The 20005-nt window shown below is 65.4% G+C and carries 12 protein-coding genes and 4 tRNA genes; 10 read left to right on the top strand and 6 right to left on the bottom strand.

The genetic code is table 11. The features are described from left to right. Positions 1-539 precede the first annotated feature (539 nt). Positions 540-4358: a DUF748 domain-containing protein gene (locus A9976_RS27215; protein WP_183021562.1), complete on the top strand. Its 3819-nt coding sequence runs from the start codon at positions 540-542 to the stop codon at positions 4356-4358. Between the two features lie 154 nt (positions 4359-4512). Further along, on the top strand, positions 4513-7140 hold the full coding sequence (locus A9976_RS27210) for a DUF349 domain-containing protein (protein ID WP_183021634.1): 2628 nt from the start codon (positions 4513-4515) through the stop codon (positions 7138-7140). Positions 7141-7281: 141 nt separating this feature from the next. On the opposite strand, the gene A9976_RS27205 is transcribed toward A9976_RS27210, so the two are convergent. From A9976_RS27205 to A9976_RS27190, 4 genes are all read right to left on the bottom strand, one after another. Continuing rightward, positions 7282-7366 (bottom strand) — tRNA-Leu (locus A9976_RS27205). 155 nt (positions 7367-7521) lie between these two features. Beyond that, positions 7522-7606 (bottom strand) — tRNA-Leu (locus A9976_RS27200). Between the two features lie 155 nt (positions 7607-7761). Then, positions 7762-7846 (bottom strand) — tRNA-Leu (locus A9976_RS27195). Between the two features lie 158 nt (positions 7847-8004). Then, positions 8005-8089, bottom strand: a tRNA-Leu gene (locus tag A9976_RS27190). Positions 8090-8123: 34 nt separating this feature from the next. On the opposite strand from A9976_RS27190, the gene rnr reads away from it, so the two are divergent. Further along, positions 8124-10706, top strand: a complete 2583-nt coding sequence (rnr, locus tag A9976_RS27185; protein WP_183021561.1) for a ribonuclease R — start codon at positions 8124-8126, stop codon at positions 10704-10706. Between the two features lie 6 nt (positions 10707-10712). On the opposite strand, the gene A9976_RS27180 is transcribed toward rnr, so the two are convergent. Then, the gene (locus A9976_RS27180) at positions 10713-12290 is read right to left on the bottom strand and encodes an NAD(P)H-hydrate dehydratase (RefSeq protein WP_183021560.1); all 1578 of its coding nucleotides are present in this window, start codon (positions 12288-12290) and stop codon (positions 10713-10715) included. Between the two features lie 49 nt (positions 12291-12339). Continuing rightward, positions 12340-13611 carry an FAD-dependent oxidoreductase gene (locus tag A9976_RS27175; protein ID WP_183021559.1) on the bottom strand — a complete coding sequence of 424 codons (1272 nt, stop codon included), beginning with the start codon at positions 13609-13611 and terminating at the stop codon, positions 12340-12342. Between the two features lie 368 nt (positions 13612-13979). On the opposite strand from A9976_RS27175, the gene rpsB reads away from it, so the two are divergent. The 7 genes from rpsB to ispC all read left to right on the top strand — a co-directional run bounded on the left by rpsB (position 13980) and on the right by ispC (position 19961). After that, entirely contained in the window at positions 13980-14732 is a 753-nt protein-coding gene (rpsB, locus tag A9976_RS27170; RefSeq protein ID WP_012206747.1) for a 30S ribosomal protein S2, read from the top strand. A gap of 113 nt (positions 14733-14845) precedes the next feature. Continuing rightward, positions 14846-15742 (top strand): translation elongation factor Ts, encoded by an 897-nt coding sequence (tsf, locus tag A9976_RS27165; protein ID WP_183021558.1) that lies wholly within the window; start codon positions 14846-14848, stop codon positions 15740-15742. Positions 15743-15806: 64 nt separating this feature from the next. Continuing rightward, positions 15807-16529, top strand: coding sequence for a UMP kinase (gene pyrH / locus A9976_RS27160; protein WP_183021557.1), 723 nt, complete (start codon positions 15807-15809; stop codon positions 16527-16529). A gap of 43 nt (positions 16530-16572) precedes the next feature. Then, positions 16573-17133, top strand: coding sequence for a ribosome recycling factor (gene frr / locus A9976_RS27155; protein WP_088164102.1), 561 nt, complete (start codon positions 16573-16575; stop codon positions 17131-17133). Between the two features lie 35 nt (positions 17134-17168). Then, positions 17169-17915, top strand: coding sequence for a polyprenyl diphosphate synthase (uppS, locus tag A9976_RS27150; protein WP_183021556.1), 747 nt, complete (start codon positions 17169-17171; stop codon positions 17913-17915). Between the two features lie 13 nt (positions 17916-17928). Continuing rightward, on the top strand, positions 17929-18783 hold the full coding sequence (locus A9976_RS27145) for a phosphatidate cytidylyltransferase (protein ID WP_183021555.1): 855 nt from the start codon (positions 17929-17931) through the stop codon (positions 18781-18783). Continuing rightward, positions 18780-19961 (top strand): 1-deoxy-D-xylulose-5-phosphate reductoisomerase, encoded by a 1182-nt coding sequence (gene ispC, locus A9976_RS27140; RefSeq protein ID WP_183021554.1) that lies wholly within the window; start codon positions 18780-18782, stop codon positions 19959-19961. Before A9976_RS27145 ends, ispC begins: the two co-directional genes overlap by 4 nt. Positions 19962-20005: the final 44 nt, after the last annotated feature.

Raw genomic sequence — 20005 nt, 5'->3', positions numbered from 1 at the left:
GAAATCAACTTTTTAGATCAATGAATAATAACAAACCATGGATGCAAACACAGTTTTGAGGTCTTGAAGAGCGGGTGGCGTGCTACCGATGTACGCCGCTTCCGCCGTTTTCAGAGTGCGTCATGAAATTGCAATGAAATGCAAAAGCACTGGCAGGCCGACCCTGCGTCCTTCTATATTGGAGGCGACTGCTCCTGCAGTCGTCTCGCCAAGGTGGAAGACAGGTAAAAGTGGTGTTCGATAGTGCGGACACCGTGGTTCAAGTCTTCCTCCGCGGCCTTCCTGGAAGCAATCTCTTGCTTCCAAGCAGCAAGGACCATCCTCTCCTTGACTGCGGAAAACGGTCGGGACTTGTGCCCGCCGTAAAGCCCGGAAGCCGGTTCACGGCTTCCGGGCTTTGTCGTTAAAGGATGGCCGCAACGTCAAGAAATGTGCCGTGGTGCGGACCCAGCCGTTGCTGCCGCCCCAATTTCTGGTGCAATGCAGCCGTTGCCCTGTCCTGTGTCCCTGGATGGGGCTGTACTAGTTACCAGAGCCCCATGCAATCTCTCTTCAAGCACCGCTGGCTGCGCAGGCTGGCCATCGCCCTTGTGGCCTTCCTTTTGCTGTGGCTGCTGCTGTGGGCGCTGGTGCCCGTTGTGGCCAGGAGTCAACTGGAAAAGCAGGCATCGGCCAAACTGGGCCGTCAGGTCCGTGTGGGTGCAGTGGAGTTCCGGCCCTGGTCGCTGGAGCTCACCCTGCGCGACCTGAGCATTGCCAGACGCCAGGCGGAAGGCACGGCGCCGGAGTCCGTGCCGTCTTCATCTTCTTCCCCCCAGCTTCAGATCGATCGCATCTATGTCAATGCCAGTATCCAGTCGCTGTTTCGGCTGGCGCCGGTGCTGGATGCCATCGAGGTCGATGCGCCGGTGCTGCGCCTGACCCAGCAGAGCCTGGGGCATTTCGATGTGGACGATGTGCTGGCCAGGCTGGCCGAACCCGGCGACACGCCGCCCTCCAGGCCCGTGGGCTTTGCGCTGTACAACATTGCGCTGCGCGACGGCCGCGTGGAGTTGCAGGACGAGGTCCAGCAGCGCCAGCACATGCTCGAGCAGTTGCAGCTGCGCCTGCCCTTCATCAGCAACCTGGAGTCCAAGCGCGAGATCAAGGTGCTCCCGCACCTGTCCTTTGCGCTCAACGGCAGCCGGTTTGAATCCAGCGCCCAGAGCACGCCCTTCACCGAGCAGCGCCAGACCGCTGTCGATCTGAGCTGGCAGGGCGTGGACCTGACGCCCTATCTGGGCTATGTACCCGCCACTGCACCGGTCAAGCCGCGCTCCGGCGTGCTGGATACCAACCTGCATATCTCCTTTGAGCAGGCCGAGCAGGCCGTGGTCCGCATCACCGGGGAGGTCAGCCTGTCCGGCGCCGAGCTGCATGACCGTGACGGCGCCCCCCTGCTGCGCTTCGAGCGCCTGGCCGCCGTGCTCAAGAACGTGCAGCCGCTGCAATCGGTTGCGGAGCTGGAGTCCGTGCAGTGGAGCGCCCCCGAGATTTTTGCGGCCCGCGATGCGCAAGGCCGCATCAATTGGATGGCGATGGGGGGGGCTTCCTCCCCGGATGCCAGGCCGGCAGCGGAAAAGCCTGCCCCCGACGCCCCCCAGCCATGGAAGGTCAGCCTGGACAAGCTGTCCGTTGCCGATGCCACGGTGCACTGGCGCGATGCTGCTCCCGACGCTGGAAAGTCCGGCGCTGCGCTGCAGGCGCGCGAGCTGTCGTTGCAGGTGCGCGATATCCGCTGGCCCTTGGAGCAACCGCTGCAGCTTGCTGCCAGCATGCAGCTGCAGCCCGAGTCGGCGGGGGAGGGGGCGAAACCTGCCGAGTTGCAGCTGAGCGGCGCCTTGACCGACAAGCAGGGCCAACTGGCCTTCTCCGCGCGGCAATTGCCGCTGCAACTGGCGGCACCGTACCTGTCTGCCCATCTCAAACCCGAGCTGACGGGTCTGTTGAGCGCCGACGCCGGCCTGGGCTGGAACGGTGCTGCCATGGTGGTTCAGGTGGCCGGGCTGGGCGTGGAGCAGTTGAGCCTCAAGGACAAGGCCGCGCCCGTCGATATCGCGCACCTGCAGCTGGAGCAGGTGCAGGTCAATCTGGCCAGCCAGCAGGTCTCCGTGGGCCGCCTGGCATTGCAAAAGCCGCAGCTGGCCGTGTTGCGCGATGCCCAGGGCCGGTGGATGTACGAGCAATGGCTGCCGCCCGCCTCCTCGGTGTCCGCATCGCAGGACGCCGGCAAGGACAAGTCCCGGCCCTGGGGCCTGAAGCTGCAGGCGCTGGAGGTCGATGGCGGCGCCATTGCGCTGCGTGACGAAGCGCCCGTGCGCAACGCGGATTCCGCGCGCACCGTGTCGCTGGACCTGGGTTCGCTGCGCCTTCGCATGGGCGCCATCGAGCCGCTGGCCGCCAAATCCGCGCCCACGCCGCTGGAGCTGTCCGCCCAGGTCGGCTCGGGCCGGCGTGTCCAGGCGGGCTCGCTGAGCCTGCGCGGGGACCTGGGGCTGGCGCCGCTGTCGCTTCAGGGCAAGTTGCAGGCGCGCAGCCTGCCGCTGCATGCGCTGGAGCCCTACTTTGCCGACATGCTCAATGTGGAGTTGGTGCGTGCCGACGGCAATTTCCTCGGACAACTGCGCTTTGTCAGCCAACCGGCCGGTCCCGAGCTGGCGGTGCAGGGGGATGTCGAGCTCGTGGACCTGCGCATGCGCTCCGCGCTGGCCTCTCCCGTGCAAGCGGCGGGCGAGGCCGCAGCGCAGGGCGCGCCACGCACGGCGGCAGGCGCCGTGGCTGCCGTGCTCAGCGAATCCACGGCCGACCGGGCCAAGGCCCAGTCGGCTGCCTTGGGACTCGGCCTGCGCGATGAACTGGTGGCCTGGAAGACGCTGGCCGTGCGCGGGCTGGATCTGCAGATGCAGCCTGCCCAGCCGCTGCGCCTGAGCGTGCGCGAGACGGCGCTCAGCGACTTCTTTGCGCGCGTCATCGTGCAGCGCAACGGGCGCATCAACCTGCAGGACATCGTCAAATCGGCGAAGTCCCAGCAGTCCCTGGAGCAGAACGCCACGCCGGCCGCGGATGGCACGACGGCTTCCGCCGAACCGGCGCCGCCGCAGGCTGCCTCAGGGCCTGCGCCCGTCATCAAGATCGGGCCGATTGTGCTGACAGGCGGCAGGGTCCAGTTCTCCGACTACTTCATCCAGCCCAACTACTCGGCCGACCTCAGCGAGCTGGCGGGCCGCCTGAGCGCCTTCTCGTCCGAGCAGCCTGGCAGCCAGCAGGCGCCGCAACTGGCGGATGTGGAACTGCGCGGCCGCGCCCAGGGCACGGCTTCGCTGGAGATCACCGGCCAGGTCAATCCGCTGGCCAAGCCGCTGGCCCTGGACATACGTGCCCAGATGCGCGACCTGGAACTGCCCCCTCTGTCGCCGTACTCCATCAAGTACGCGGGCCACGGGATCGAGCGCGGCAAGCTCAGCATGGACGTCAACTACAAGATCGAGCCCGATGGCCAGCTCACGGCGCGCAACAAGCTGGTGCTGCATCAACTCACGTTCGGTGAAGCCGTCGAAGGCGCGCCCGCCTCGCTGCCCGTGCGTCTGGCTGTGGCGCTGTTGGCTGACCGCAACGGAGTCATCGACCTGGACCTGCCGGTCAGCGGCTCGCTCAACGACCCGCAATTCAGGCTGGCGCCGGTCATCTTCAAGATTATTGGCAACCTGATCATGAAGGCCATCACCTCGCCGTTCTCGCTGCTGTCGGGCGCTTTTGGCGGCAGCAGCGAATCGGGCGTGGTGGCCTTTGCGCCGGGGCGTGCCCAGATCGACGGCAAGGCCCGCGAAAGCCTGGACAAGGTGGTCGCCTCCCTCAAGGATCGCCCGGCCCTCAAGCTCACCGTGATCGGCGAGGCGCGCGAGGCGCAGGACAAAGAGGCCTGGAAGCAGGCGGAGCTCGATCGCCTGCTGCTCGCCCAGAAACGCCGCCAGGTGCTGCGCGACGGCAAGTCGGCAGAGTCCGTGACCGAATTGCCTGCCTCCGAAGTACCGGCCTTGACGAAGGCGCTTTACAGTCGGGCCGACTTTGCCAAGCCGCGCAATGTCATCGGCATGGCCAAGGACCTGCCCACCGACCAGATGCGCAGCCTGCTGCTGGAGCAGATTACCGTGCCCGACGATGCCATGCGCGAGCTGGCGCTGGCCCGCGCCGTGGTCGTGCGCGACTACCTTGCCCAGCAGCAGTTGCCGCTTGAACGCCTGTTTCTGGGGGCTCCAAAACTGGACTCCGACGACCAGCAATGGAGTCCGCGCGCCCAACTCAGCCTGTCTACGCAGTAGCCCGGTTTTGGCTCCGCTTCAAATAACGGCGAGAATATGGTTTTCCCGGTCCGGCTAGCATGCCCGCATGCGGCCTGGCCGGCCGCGTCTGGCGGCCCGCGGCAGCCAGACATTCAACGATTGATTCATGTCTTCTCTTTCCCCCCGCAGCACCATGTCCGATGCACCTGAAGTGAGCCCTGCTTCTGCCAAGAATCCCGAACAACACCCCTTGGATGTGCTCACGGGCGGTGCCTTCTCCGCCGAAACCTCGGGTGATCGCGCCGCGCGCATCCGCGACTGGCTGGCAACCCAGCCTTCGGTCGAGCAATTGCAGGACGTCCTCAAGGAACTGAGCGCGCGCGACAAGGGTGCGGCCCGTGCCGTGCGTGAGCGCCTGGACGAAATCCGCCGCACCAAGGACCAGGAAAAGATCGCAGTGGAGTGGGCTGAAAAGGCCCAGGCGCTGCTGGTCGCATCGCCCTTCAATGCCGCCGACGCCATCGCCTGGCAGCGCGACGCCGCCAAGGCGGGCGCCCCGCTGTCGCGTGAACCTCTGTCGCAGCACAAGGCCCAGCTGGCCGAGCGTGTCAAGGCCATCGAGGAGCTGCAGCACCGCGTGCAGGTCCAGCGCGAAGTGGCCGTTTTGCTGGCCCAGCGCATCGAGGTCCTGTCCACCAAGCCCTGGCGCGATGCCCAGGCTGTGCTCGACAACCTGCGCGCCGACGTGGCCCGTTGGCAGGAGCAGGCCGGCGAACTGACCGGCGATGACAACTGGGCCAGCGTGGACGGACGTTTCCCGCCCCAGCTGGAAGCCGCCAGCGCACAGCTGATCCTGGTCTGGGATGCCTTCCAGTCGGCACTGGCGCTGACCGAAGCTGCCGCCGCCGATGAAGCCGCTCCGCTGCCCACCGTGCCCGTGTGGGCCGATGAGCTGCGCGTGGCGCGTGGCCTGCCTCCCGAGGCGGCGGCCGCCGAGCCGTCCAAGCCCGCTCCCGCTGCCCGCAGCGCAGCGCAGCCCAAGGCGAAGACATCGCCTGAGCAAGTGGCTGCCGCCAGCAGCGCACTGACCCAGGCGCTGGAGCAGCTCCAGGCCGAGACGGCTGCCGGCGAAAGCAAGGCGGGTTCCGCCGCCGTGCAGGCCGTGCGCGCCGCCATCAAGGCCCATGGCCGACTGGTGGACGATGCACTGGTCACCAAGGTGCATGAGGCCCTTCTGGCGGCTGGCGAGTCCGAGGGCTGGCCGCGCCAGAACGCCGACAAGCTGCGCGAGGAACTGGTTGCCAAGGCGGAAGCCCTGCTGAACCGCCCTGAAGGCCAGGCGCTGGGTGGCCGCAAGATCCAGGAATCGCTGCGCAGCCTGCGCGAGCAATGGAAGCTGGCCGACCAGGGCAGCGCAGCCAACCACGCACTGTGGAAGAAGTTTGACGAAGCCTGCAACACGGCCCACAAGGTGGTCGAGTCCTGGCACGACAAGCTGCGCACCGAAACCACCCAGTCCAAGGCACAGCGCCTGGCGCTGATCGAAGAGATCAAGGCCTGGGCAGCGCAGCAGTCCGCCAGCGAAGATCTCAAGGGCGCGGCGCGCGCACTGCGCCAGTTCGCTGAACGTTGGCGTGAAAGCGGCCATATCGGCGAGAAGCTGTTTGCCGAACTGCAACCCCAGTTCAAGCAGGCCATGGCCCTGGCCGAGGCTCCGTTGCATGCCGCGCAAAAGGCCAGCCTGCAGCGTCGCCATGCCATGATCGACGAAGCCACGGCGCTGGGCGCTGCGCCCAACCTGCGCATCGACGCCGTCAAGGCCCTGCAGCAGCGCTGGCAGGCCGAGGCGCAGGCAGTGCCGCTGGACCGCAAGCACGAGCAAAAGCTCTGGGATGCCTTCCGCAAGCCACTGGACGAAGCCTTCAACCGCAAGGGCAGCGAGCGTGGTCCCCGCGCCGCGGCTGTGGCGCTCAGCGACCATGATCGCCGCGTGCTGGAAGCGTCGCAGGCCGTGGAAGCTGCCAACACCTCGGGTGATGTGCAGCAAATCCGCGCTGCGGTGGAGGCTCTGGAGCAAGCGCTGCGTGGCCGTGCCGATGCTTCCGTGAATGCGGCCCAGCCAGCACAGGAGCCTGCCGCTGCTGCAGCGGGTTCGGAAGAATCCGAAGCCAAGCCGGTGCCGGTGCGCCCCGTGGTTGCCGTGCGCGGCGATGATCGTCCTGGCATGAAGAAGGAAGAGGGAGGTGCACGTGCTGCCCGTCCTGGCGACCGCCGCGATGGTGGCCGTGGCCGCGACGGCCGGGATGGCCGAGACAGCCGCGACAGTGGCCGTTTCACCCGCGAGCCGCGCGAAGAGCGCGGACCGCGCCTGGCGGACCCCGCCTTCCGCGCCCAGCGTGAAGCCATGGAACATGCCCAGGACGCCCTGCGCAAGCTCGCGGCCCAGGCCCATGGTGAAGCACTGACCCAGTTGATGGCGGCGTGGGAGTCGCGTGACGCTGCCCAGATGCCGGCTGCCCAGCAGCTTGGCGGCCGTGTGTCTGCACAAGTGCGCAGTGCCTGGTCGCAGGCCCTCGGCCAGGCACCCAAGGGAGACGCGGGCGAAGCCCTGCTGCGCCTTGAAATGGCCGCCGATGTCCCCACGCCCGCGGAACATCTGAGCGCCCGCCGTGCCCTGCAGCTGCAGCTGCTGACGCGTCGCAACGATCCTGCTCCGCAGGAAACCTGGGGCAACGATGCCGCCCGCGTGCTGGCATCGCCGCGCGATGATGCCAGCGCGCGCCGCCTGCAGAACGTGCTCAAGCAACTGCTGCGCAAGTGATGCACGGGAGGTGATCCTCTCATCCAGGAAGGGAGCCGCTGGCTCCCTTTTTTTTGCGCCATGGATGCGGCCTTCTGGAGTCGATGCGTCTGCAGCGCCCAAGAAAAAAGGCCGTTGCATGTGCAACGGCCTTTTCATGTTTGGTGCCCAGGAGAGGACTCGAACCTCCACGGAGTTACCCGCTAGTACCTGAAACTAGTGCGTCTACCAATTCCGCCACCTGGGCATTTCAGAGTGAGTAAATTATATAGCGCGAAATCTCCGTCTGAAGCCGATTTCCCAAGTTTTTGAGAAATTTCTGCGGGATGGGGGAGGGGCTTGCGACGGTGCCGGCGAGGCAAAGAAAAAAGGCCGTTGCGTGTGCAACGGCCTTTTCATGTTTGGTGCCCAGGAGAGGACTCGAACCTCCACGGAGTTACCCGCTAGTACCTGAAACTAGTGCGTCTACCAATTCCGCCACCTGGGCATTTCAGAGTGAGCAAATTATATAGCGTGAAAGCGATGTGCCGGGCAGGTTTGCGAAGATTTTCCTGAAATTTTCTTGGCGGCATGCCGTCGCCAGCATCTTGCAGCGATCGGAAAAGAAAAAGGCCGTTGCATGTGCAACGGCCTTTTCATGTTTGGTGCCCAGGAGAGGACTCGAACCTCCACGGAGTTACCCGCTAGTACCTGAAACTAGTGCGTCTACCAATTCCGCCACCTGGGCTTGCTGAAGCTGAAATTCTACTGCATTTTTTGCAGAAGCATCCCGATCTTCGTTTTTTTCTTGAGACTGTCATTTACCAAGTCATGAAGCCAGGGAACTGCCTTCTGCTGAAGATAGTTCCTTAGTTCACCGCAACCTCTGCAGGTTGTCGTTAAACTTGGTGCCCAGGAGAGGACTCGAACCTCCACGGAGTTACCCGCTAGTACCTGAAACTAGTGCGTCTACCAATTCCGCCACCTGGGCATCTCAGGAAAGATTTAGATTGTATACCAAGAAAATGAACCCTCACGCCAAAAGCGCCGACGCGAACGACGAAATCGAGGGTAGTGTGCAGGGGCACCGCGACGGACATGGCTTCGTCATCCGCGATGACGGCGAAGGCGACATCTTCCTTCCCCCCAATGAAATGCGTGCCGTGCTGCACAAGGACCGCGTGAAGGTCCGCATCGTGCGCCAGGACCGCCGCGGCAGGCCCGAAGGCCGTGTGGTCGAGATCATCGAACGCCCTGCGCACAACATCATTGGTCGCTTTTTGCAGGAAAGCGGCGTGTGGCTGGTGGCGCCCGAAGACAAGCGCTACGGCCAGGACATCCTGATCCCCGCCAATGCCACGGGCTCGGCCAAGATCGGCCAGGTGGTCGTGGTGGAGCTGACCGAGGCGCCCGCGCTGTTCGGCCAGCCCGTGGGACGCATCATCGAAGTGCTCGGTGAAGTCGATGATCCCGGCATGGAGATCGAGATCGCGGTGCGCAAGTACGGCGTCCCGCATGTGTTTTCCGATGCCTGCCTGGCGCAGGCCAAGGCGCTGCCGGACAGGGTGCGACCTGCCGACTGCAAGAAACGCATCGATCTGACCGATGTGCCCCTGGTGACCATCGATGGCGAGGATGCGCGCGATTTCGATGATGCTGTCTATTGCGAGCCCGCCAAAGTCGGGCGCAGCAAGGGCTGGCGCCTGCTGGTGGCTATTGCCGATGTGAGCCACTACGTGACCACGGGCAGCGCCATCGACATCGATGCCTATGACCGCGCCACCAGCGTCTATTTCCCGCGCCGCGTGATCCCCATGCTGCCCGAGAAGCTGAGCAATGGCCTGTGCTCGCTCAACCCCGATGTGGACCGCCTGTGCATGGTCTGCGACATGCTGATCACCGCCAAGGGCGAGATCCATGCCTATCAGTTCTATCCGGCGGTGATGCACAGCCATGCGCGCTTCACCTACACCGAGGTGGCGGCCATCCTCGCCAATACGCGCGGCCCTGAGGCTGCCCGGCGCTCGGAGCGCGTGGGTGACCTGCTGAATCTCCACGGCGTCTACCAGGCGCTGCTCAAGTCGCGCGAGGCGCGCGGCGCCGTGGACTTCGAGACCACGGAGACGCAGATCGTCTGTGACGAGAACGGCCGCATCGAGAAGATCGTGCCGCGCACGCGCAACGAGGCGCACAAGCTGATCGAGGAGGCCATGCTGGCCGCCAATGTCTGCAGTGCGGATTTCATCGAGCAAAGCGGTCGCGTCGGCCTGTTCCGCGTGCACGACAAGCCCTCGCTGGAAAAGCAGGACATTCTGCGCAACTATCTCAAGGCCATGGGGGTCGGTGTGGCGCTGAGCGAGAACCCGGCCACGTCCGAGTTCCAGGCCATTGCCAACGCCACCAAGGATCGTCCCGACGCCCAGCAGATCCACACCATGCTGCTGCGCTCGATGATGCAGGCCTTCTACACGCCCGAGAATTCGGGCCACTTCGGCCTGGCCTTCGAGGCCTATACGCACTTCACCAGTCCGATCCGCCGCTATCCCGACCTGCTGGTGCACCGCGTGATCAAGGCCGAGCTCGAAGGCACGCACTATCGCCTGCCCGAGCTGCCCACGCCCGGAGAGGCCGAGGCCAAGCTGGCCAAGCGTCTGGCCTCTCGCGTCAGCCCGCCCGGCCAGAAGCCGCGCAAGCGCGCGCCCGCTGCCGAGGTCCAGGCCTGGGAAGCCGCTGGCCTGCACTGCAGCGCCAATGAGCGCCGGGCCGACGAGGCCAGCCGCGATGTCGAAGCCTGGCTCAAGTGCAAGTACATGCGTGAGCATCTGGGCGAGGAGTTCGGCGGCATGGTCTCCGCGGTGACCACCTTCGGCATCTTCGTCACGCTCGACGCCATGTATGTGGAGGGGCTGGTCCACATCACCGAGCTGGGCGGCGACTATTTCCGCTTTGACGAGGCGCGTCAGGAGCTGCGCGGCGAGCGCTCGGGCATTCGCTATGGCATCGGCACGCGGCTGCGCGTGCAGGTCAGCCGTGTGGACCTGGATGGCCGGCGCATCGATTTCCGCCTGGTGCGCGATGGCGAAGAGCAGCCGGCCTCGGGCCGGCCCGGCAGGACGCCGGCGCGCACGGAAGCCCATCAGGGCGAAAAATGGGGCCGCCGCGATGCCAAGGAAAAGCGGGCGCAGCGCAACTCGGGAGGCTCCGGCGGTGCAAGGCCTGAGTCTGATGCAGCGGCGTCGGCCGGCAAGCAGGGGCGCAAGGCGTCTAAAAAGGCCATGGTCAAGGGCGTGAACCTGGCCGCGCTGGAAGCTGAATATGCGAATGCCCAGCCGCGCTCGGCTACCTCGGCGCGGCAGAGCGACATGGGCGAGGCGGTTGCGGAGCCATCATCCGCTGGCTCCGCTGCGCGACCCCGCAGAGGCCGGGCGTCCGAGGCACGCAAGTCCGAGGCACGCAAGCCTGCGGCCACGGATGCTGCTGCCCACGGCCTGCCGCAGCTGCCTCCACCGTCGCCGGTGCAGGCACTGCGCGCCTTGGGCAAGAAGGCCTTGGGCGCCGTCAAGTCCAAGGTGACGGGCAACACATCCAAGCCCCGGCGCAAGCCCTGAGGGTTTTTATGTTCCGAGCCGCTGGGCCAGTGCGCTGGCGCTGAACGGGATGTGCGCAGGCCAATGGTCTGCCGCAAATCCATGGCGCCAGGCCGCCAGGGCGGCTGCCTGCGTGGGCTGCAGGCCCTGGGCCCACAGCGCGGCAATCAGCCCGGCGAGCACGTCGCCGGTTCCTCCGGTCGACAGGCGGGCATTTCCCGTGGGATTGATCCAGCAGGGCGGTGCATCATTCTCTTCCTGGGGGCCGGCGACCACGGTGCCCGAGCCCTTGAGCAGCGCGGTGCAGTCGAAGCGCTGCGCCAGTTGCCTGGCGGCGCGCAGCCGCTGTGACTGGACCTGTGCGGTGTTTGTCTTCAGCAGGCGGGCGGCCTCCAGCGGGTGGGGCGTCAGCACCGTGTGCAGGTCGCGCCGGCGGCGCTCTTTCAGGAGCGAGGCCAGCGATTCATCTTCGGCAATGGCATTCAGTGCGTCTGCGTCCAGCACCAGCCTGGGGGCTTGATCCAGTATCTGGGGCAGCCAGGCGCGCACCGCCATGCCGCCCCCGCATCCGCAGGCCACGGTGGTGCCGCGCCAGTCCTGCGCTTCAGGGCTGCGCAGCATGATTTCGGGCCAGGGCGCGGTGGCCTGGCCTGACCCGGCCGAGGCATCGAGCAGAGCGAGCATCACGCGCCCCGCGCCGCCGTGCAGCGCGGCCAGGGCAGCCAGCCAGGCGGCGCCGGTCATGGAAAGGCCGCGCTGTCCCAGCCCCTCTCCGCCAAGAATGGCCACGTCGCCAAAGCTTCCCTTGTGGCTGGCATGCGGGCGCGGGGCGCTGGCGCCTGGTGAAAACAGTTGTGCGCAGGGCGGGGGCGTGAGGGGTGGCCTGCCTTTCGCCAGTCCCGTGTCCAGGTCATCCCACCATATCTGGCCGCAGGCATCGCGGCCACTTCCTGTGAACAGTCCGGGCTGCAGCGTCAGCAGGGCCAGTGTGTGCCGTGCGCTGGCTGGGGCGTTCAGGGGCGCGAATCCAGGCAGGTACTGCCCGGTGTCGGCATCCAGTCCGGAGGCTATGTCCGCGCAAAGGACCGGGCTGGTGCTGGACTGCAGGCCGCGCAGCACAGTGAGCAGGCGCTCATTCGTGCCGGTGTGTGGGCTTGCGGCGTCTGGCTGGCGCAGGCCGATGCCCAGCAATGCGTCAATGCATAAGTCCTGTGGCCCCATGTCGGCGGGCATGTGCTCGGTCCATTGCACGCCGGCTTCGTGGGCGGCGTCCCAGGCGGCGCGTGCATCGGCGGGCATGTGGGCGCGTTCGCGCACGCAGCTGACCAGAATGCGGCAACTGCGGCCCTTTTCTGGCGCCGCATTGAGGCTTTGTTGCAGCCAGGCGGCTGCCTGCAAGCCATCGCCGCCGTTGTTGCCGGGACCGCAGGCTATCCAGATACAGCGAGCATGGGGGGCGATGGCGCGTGCCAGGCGTGCCAGGCCCGCGCCCGCGCGTTGCATGAGGCTGTGCGCGGGCAGTCTGGCTGCCGCCTGCTGTTCCAGGGTGCGAGTGGCAGCCGTATCAAACAGCGGCAAGGCGGTGGATGTGGGAATGCGCAGCATGGACCGAGCATAGCGGTCCGCCGCCGGGTGGCGGAGGAGGGGGCGCCGGTCAGCCGAAGCGGCGCGGGTCGAGCAGTGTGCTGTCCAGGAAGCTGGTGCGGTTGTCCATCAGGTCGCTCAGCAGGCTTGCGCACCCCTGCGCGATGGCAGCGCCGCAACTGCCGTGGCCCAGGTTGAGCCAGATGCCGGGCAGTCCGCTGGCGCCCACCAGCGGCAGTCCATCCGCTGTGCACATGCGCGTGCCATGCCAGATCTGAACGCCCGAGGCCAGCACGGCGCTGCCGGGAAAAACCATGTTGAGGCGGTGGTACATGCGCTGCAGCGTGGCCTCATGCATGGGGCTGCGGCGGCCCAGTTCCGCGCCGGCCACGATGCGCATGCGCTGGCCCAGGCGCACCAGGGTCATCTGCTCACTCCAGTCCACGATGGCGTGGCGAGGTGCATAACCTTGTTCGCGCAAAGGGGCGCTGATGCCATAGCCGTGCAAGGCGATCATGGGTGGGCGCAGGCCCAGCGGCGTGAGCAGGTTCGCGGCCTCGGCGCCAGCGCAGACGACGATGGCGTCGTGCGAACGGGGAGTGTCTTCGCCCAGCAACTGCAGGCGTGCGGTGCGCCCGGCGCCGCCGGGCTGCAATCCCTGCACCAGGCGCTGCGTCTCGAAGCGTGCTCCCGCCGTCTGCGCCGCCTGGCGTTGCATCAGCGTGGCAAGGCGGCCGTTGGCGGCGCCTGCCTGCGGGAAGTACAGGGCGCCTGCGAGCGTGGTTTCCTCGCCCAAAGCGGGTTCGCGCAGCCGGGCCTGGGTGGCATCCAGCGCCTCGCAGCGTGTGCCGGCCTCGGCCAGTGCATCCAGTGCAGGCTTCAGTTGTTCGTGCTCGGCCTCGCTGCCCAGCAGCACCAGGCTTCCGGCGACATATTCCGGGTCAAGCTCCCACTGCCGCCACAGCGATTGCTGGAGCTGCTGGCTGCGTTGCGTGAGCGCCTCCAGCGCCCCCATGGCGGCTGTGGGCGCGTTGCCTTTGCGCAGTTGTCGTCCGGCCTGGCGCCATTGCCATAGCCAGCGCAGCTGGGCTGCGAGGTTTCCGGGGCCCAGGCGCGGCAGGGCCTGCCGGCCGGGAAGGGTGGGTGAGCGTTCGGCGGTCGAAAGGCCGGGGACGCTCCAGGGCTGGAACAGGCTGGGGCCCAGCCAGCCGGCATGTCCGAAGCTGGCTTCTTGCGCTGCGGTGCCGTGACGCTCGTAGACGGTGACCTCGTGGCCGGCCTGTGCCAGTGCGTGGGCTGTCGCAACGCCAATGCTGCCGGCGCCCACAATCGCGATGTTCATTTTGGGGTGGAATCTGCTGAAGTGCCCGGATTATCAAGCGGATGCAGCTATCACTACAGGAGTGTGTGCATCTTGTGCAACTGCCGTGGCCTTGAGGAGGCGAGCGTGCTTTGAGCGCGAAGCCTCGGCTGAGGGATGGCGTGTGCTAGAATCTTGCGGCTTTGCTAGGGGTTCACCCTGATTTTCTCCGGGATTGCCGGGTGTCAGGCGAAAGCTTTTGGGTGAGCGGTGTTCGTCAAGAATGCCTGCCCATGCTTGCGGCCCCCACGCAAAGTCAATCGCAAACCAGTCCCTTCAAGGTGTTGCTTCCTGTGTTTCAGGGGGCAATTGTCGGGCTGGATTTTAGACCTAACCTTTGAGGTATTCATATGTCCGTCACTATGCGCGAGATGCTGGAAGCAGGCGTCCACTTCGGTCACCAGACCCGTTTCTGGAACCCCAAGATGGCCCCCTTCATCTTCGGTCACCGCAACAAGATCCACATCATCAACCTGGAAAAGTCGCTGCCGATGTTCCAGGACGCCCAGAAGTTCGTCAAGCAACTGGCGTCCAACGGCGGCACCATCCTGATGGTCGGCACCAAGCGCCAGGCCCGCGAGATGGTGGCGGCAGAAGCCCAGCGCGCAGGCGTGCCCTTCGTTGACCAGCGTTGGCTGGGCGGCATGCTGACCAACTTCAAGACCGTCAAGACGTCCATCAAGCGTCTGAAGGAAATGAAGGCCCAGCAAGAAGCCGGCCTGGAAGCCATGAGCAAGAAGGAACAGCTGATGTTCGTCCGCGAACTGGAAAAGCTGGAAAAGGACATCGGCGGCATCCAGGACATGAACAGCCTGCCCGACGCCATCTTCGTGATCGACGTGGGCTTCCACAAGATCGCCGTGGCCGAAGCCAAGAAGCTGGGCATCCCCCTGGTTGGCGTGGTTGACTCCAACCACAACCCCGAAGGCATCGACTATGTCATCCCCGGTAACGACGACTCTGCCAAGGCTGTGCAACTGTACGCCCAAGGCATCGCCGACGCGATCCTGGAAGGCCGCGCTGCTGCACTGACCGACGTGGTCAAGGCTGCATCCGGCGAGAGCGGTGACGAGTTCGTGGAAGTGGAAGAATCCGCTGCCTGATTGAGCTTGTCCGGCTGAGCGACCTCGTCGCTGAATGAAAAGCGGGGCTCAGGGTAGCCCCGTTTTTTTAGCCGAAATCCTGTAACGAATCGAACTGACATTGGAGAAATACGATGGCTGCAATTACCGCAAGCATGGTGGCTGAACTGCGCGCAAAGACTGACGCGCCCATGATGGAATGCAAGAAGGCCCTGACCGAAGCCGAGGGCGATCTGGTCAAGGCCGAAGAGCTGCTGCGCGTCAAGCTGGGCACCAAGGCCGGCAAGGCTGCCTCGCGCGTGACCGCTGAAGGCGTGATCACCGCCTTCATCGATGGCAACAAGGGTGCCATGATCGAAGTCAACAGCGAAACCGACTTCGTGTCCAAGAACGACAGCTTCATCGCGATGGCCAATGCCGCCGCCAAGCTGGTCGCCGAGCAAAACCCCGCTGACGTGGCCGCGCTGAGCGCCCTGGCCTATGAGCAGGACGGTTTCGGCCCCACCCTGGAAGACGTGCGCAAGGGCCTGATCGGCAAAATCGGCGAGAACATGTCCTTCCGCCGCTTCAAGCGCTTCGAAGGCTCCAGCCTGGCTTCCTACCTGCACGGTTCGCGCATCGGCGTGATCGTCGAGTTCGAAGGCGATGCAACCGCTGCCAAGGACGTCGCCATGCACGTGGCCGCCATGAAGCCCGTGTCCGTGACCAGCGCTGACGTGCCTGCCGAGCTGATCGAAAAGGAGCGCACCGTCGCTGCCGCCAAGGCTGCCGAATCCGGCAAGCCTGCCGAGATCGTCGCCAAGATGGTCGAAGGCTCGGTTCAGAAGTACCTGAAGGAAGTCTCGCTGGCCGACCAGGTCTTCGTGAAGGCTGCCGACGGCAAGCAGACCGTGGCCCAGATGCTCAAGGCCGCCAACACCAACGTCAAGGGCTTCACCCTGTACGTGGTCGGCGAAGGCATCGAAAAGAAGGTTGACGACTTCGCTGCCGAAGTGGCTGCCCAAGTGGCCGCTGCCAAGGCCGGCGCCTGATTCGTCCGAGCGCCTGAACCGTTCCCTTCACCATCCACCACCATCCACCTTTCGGAGAAACACCATGTCCAACGCCGCACCGGCCCACAAGCGCATCCTGCTCAAGCTGTCCGGTGAGGCGCTCATGGGCGACGACTCGTTCGGCATCAACCGTGCCACCATCGAGCGCATGGTCTCCGAAATCGCCGAAGTCACCCGCGTGGGTGTCCAGGTGGCCGTGGTGATCGGTGGAGGGAATATTTTCCGTGGCGTGGCTGGTGGTTCGGTCGGAATGGACCGCGCCACTGCCGACTACATGGGCATGCTGGCCACCGTGATGAATGCCCTTGCCCTGGCCGATGCCATGGACAAGCAGGGCCTCATCGCCCGCGTCATGTCGGCCATTGCCATCGAGCAGGTCGTGGAGCCCTATGTGCGCCCCAAGGCCCTGCAGTATCTCGAGGAGGGCAAGGTGGTGGTGTTCGCCGCCGGCACCGGCAACCCGTTCTTCACTACCGATACGGCCGCCGCACTGCGCGGCGCGGAGATCGGCGCCGAAGTGGTGCTCAAGGCCACCAAGGTCGATGGTGTCTACACCGACGACCCGATGAAGAATCCCGACGCGACCCGCTATCACAAGCTGGCTTTCGACGAGGCCATTTCGCGCAACCTGGGCATCATGGACGCCACTGCCTTTGCGCTGTGCCGCGATCAGAAGCTGCCGATCCGGGTGTTCTCCATCAACAAGCCCGGCGCGCTCAAGCGCGTGGTCATGGGCGAGGATGAGGGCACGCTGGTGTACGCTTGAGCGTTTTGATCCCGCGTTTCACAGCTCTTCAAGGAACAAGAACATGACGATTGCAGACATCAAGAAGACCACCGAGTCCAAGATGGGCCAGTCCATCGAAGCGCTCAAGAACAATCTTGCGCGCGTGCGTACCGGCCGTGCCAACCCCTCGCTGCTGGACTCCATCCATGTGGATTACTACGGCTCCATGGTGCCGCTGTCCCAGGTGGCCAACGTGAACCTGCTCGATGCGCGCACCATCAGCGTGCAGCCCTGGGAAAAGAGCATGTCCGCCAAGGTGGAGAAGGCCATTCGCGAGAGCGATCTGGGCCTGAACCCTGCCTCGCTGGGTGATCTGATCCGCGTGCCCATGCCTCCCATGAGCGAGGAACGCCGCAAGGAAATGACCAAGCTGGCCCGCAACGAAGGCGAAGCCTCCAAGATCGCCGTGCGCAACCTGCGCCGCGACGCCAACGAAGCCGTCAAGAAGCTGGTCAAGGACAAGGAGGCCTCGGAAGACGACCAAAAGCGTTGCGAAGCCGATGTCCAGAAGATGACCGACAAGCACATCACCGAGATCGACGTGCTGGTGGCTGCCAAGGAACAAGACATCATGGCGGTCTGAGGCGTTCTGCCTCGCTTGCCTCAGGGCCTGTACCTTTGACAAACCAAGACTCCGGCGCGGTGCCGCGCCATATTGCCGTCATCATGGATGGCAATGGACGCTGGGCCAATCGCCGCTTTCTGCCGCGACTGGCCGGCCACAAGCAGGGCGTGGAATCGCTGCGCCGCTGCGCCCGCGCCTGCGTCCAGCGCGGCGTGCAGGTTCTGACCGTCTTCGCTTTCTCTTCCGAGAACTGGAACCGCCCCGAAGAGGAGGTTTCCGGTCTCATGGGCCTGCTGGCCAATGCCCTTGCCAAGGAAGTGCAGCAACTGAGCCGCGATGGCGTGCGCCTGCACTTCATCGGCGACCGCAGTGGCCTGAGCGAGAAAGTGTGCGCGGGCCTGGCCCAGGCCGAGCAGGTCACGGCGCACAACGACCGCCTGGTGCTCAATGTCTGCTTCAACTACGGCGGGCGCTGGGACATTGCCCAGGCAGCAGCCCGGCTGGCAGAGCAGGGCGAGCCCATTACCCCGCAGAGCCTGGACCGCGCGCTCGCGCTGGCCCATGTGCCCGATCCGGACCTGCTGATCCGCACCGGAGGGGAGATGCGCATCAGCAACTTCCTGTTGTGGCAGGCCGCGTATTCAGAACTCTTCTTCAGTGCCAGCCTGTGGCCTGATTTCGACGAGGCCTGCCTGGACGAGGCCATTGCCGCCTTCACTTCGCGCGAGCGGCGCTTTGGCCAGACCTCCGCGCAAGTACACCAATCACAACCGAAGTCGTCCCATCAACAGACGACCTGAACAAGGGGGAGCCATGCTCAAGCAGCGAGTCATCACCGCCCTGATCCTGCTGGCCATCTTGCTGCCTGCGCTGTTCTATCCGACGGGCGTTCCGTTCGCCGTGGTGGTACTCGTGCTCATGGCGGCGGGTGCCTGGGAATGGGGCCGTCTCAACGGCTTTGGTTCCGCTGGTGCCATTGGCATAGGTGCCATCTGCACGGCGATGTGCGTGGGAACCTGGGCTGCGGGCTGGCTTGAGCGTCCCCTGGCCGCTGTCTGGGTGGTCGCTGGCTCCGCCTGGGTGCTGGGCGGCGCGGCACTGCTGCGTGCAGGCGTGGCCGGCTGGCCGCGCATTGCGGGGCCTGTGCGTCTGGTCGGCGGAGTGCTGGCCCTGTGGCTGGCCTGGGTGGCCGTGGTGCAGGCGCGCATGATGGGCATCAACTTCCTGCTGTCTGTGCTGGTGCTGGTCTGGGTGGCCGATGTCTTTGCATATTTCGCCGGCCGGGCCCTGGGCCTGAAATTCACCAAGTCCAAGCTCGCGCCCTCCATCAGTCCTGGCAAGAGCTGGGAAGGCGTGTGGGGCGGCATGGCCGGCGTGCTGGTGCTGGCCTTGGCCTGGGTCTGGGCGGATCGCCACTACGCGGTGGCCGTGCCCAGTTTCTATTCGTTGCTGTTGGCGCGCGGGGCCTGGTTCCTGCTGCTGGCGGTTGTGTTCATGGCCGCGATGAGCGTGGTCGGCGACCTGGTCGAATCCCTGGTCAAGCGCAGCGTGGGCGTCAAGGACAGCAGTGGTCTGCTGCCCGGCCATGGCGGCGTGCTTGACCGTGTCGATGCCCTGCTGCCGACCCTGCCGCTGGCCATGATGCTCTCCTCTTTCGCGCATTCATGAAGCAGAAAATCACCGTCCTGGGCTCCACGGGCTCCATCGGTACCAATACGCTGGATGTGGTGGCGCGCCACCGCGAGCACTACGAGGTCTTCGCGCTCAGCGCAGCCACGCAAGTGGACCTGATGCTGCGCCAGTGCGCTGAATTCAAGCCTGCCTATGCCGTCATGGCCAGCGCGCCACACGCGAAGCTGCTGGCTGAACAGTTGCGCAGCAATGGGCTGGCGACCGAGGTGCTGCAGTCGCCAGACGCGCTGGAGCAGATCGCCTCGCATCCCGAAGTCGATGCCGTCATGGCGGCCATCGTCGGTGCAGCGGGCCTTGCGCCTTGTCTGGCTGCCGCGCGCGCGGGCAAGCGCCTGCTGCTGGCCAACAAGGAGGCCCTGGTCGTTGGCGGCGCACTGTTCATGGACACGGTCAAGCGCCACGGCGCGACCCTGCTGCCCATAGACAGCGAGCATTCGGCCATTTTCCAGTGCCTGCCGGAAGACCGAGCCAGCTGGCCCGATCGGGTGGACAGCCTGCTGCTCACGGCTTCGGGCGGACCCTTTCGCCTGCGCGATCCGGCCACCTTGTCCGAGATCACGCCGGAGCAGGCCTGCGCGCATCCGAACTTCTCCATGGGGCGCAAGATCTCCGTGGACTCGGCGACCATGATGAACAAGGCGCTGGAGGTCATCGAGGCACGCTGGCTGTTCGACATGGCTCCCGACAAGATCAAGGTCGTCATCCATCCGCAGCAGATCGTGCACTCCATGGTGCAGTTCAAGGATGCCTCGGTGCTGGCGCAACTGGGCACGCCCGACATGCGCGTGCCCATCGCCTGCGGCCTGGCCTGGCCGCGGCGCATCGCCAGCGGCGCGGCGCCCCTGGATTTCGCCAAGCTGTCGGCCCTGACCTTCGAGGAAGCGGATGCCGTGCGTTTTCCTGGCCTGCATCTTTCCTGGCAGGCGCTGCGCGCCAGCGAGGGAACTACGGCGGTTCTCAATGCTTCCAACGAAGTCGCCGTTGCCGCCTTCCTGGAGCGACGGCTGGCATTTGACCGTATTCACGCTGTGAATTTGCGCACTCTCGAAACCTTGCTGCCGCCTACACTGGGCAGCCTGGACGATCTGCTTGCCCTGGACGCCCAGGCCCGCGAAATCGCGCACACCATGGCGCGGCAGTGGCAGCTGCAATAACGGCTTCGCGGGCCAGACCGGGTTCCTCGGCGGGCGCGCAGCGG

The sequence above is a fragment of the Delftia sp. UME58 genome (assembly GCF_014170385.1).
Lineage (GTDB): Bacteria > Pseudomonadota > Gammaproteobacteria > Burkholderiales > Burkholderiaceae_C > Comamonas > Comamonas acidovorans.
Note: the sequence above shows the minus strand (reverse complement) of the source record. Positions and strands in the feature narration are given on the sequence as shown.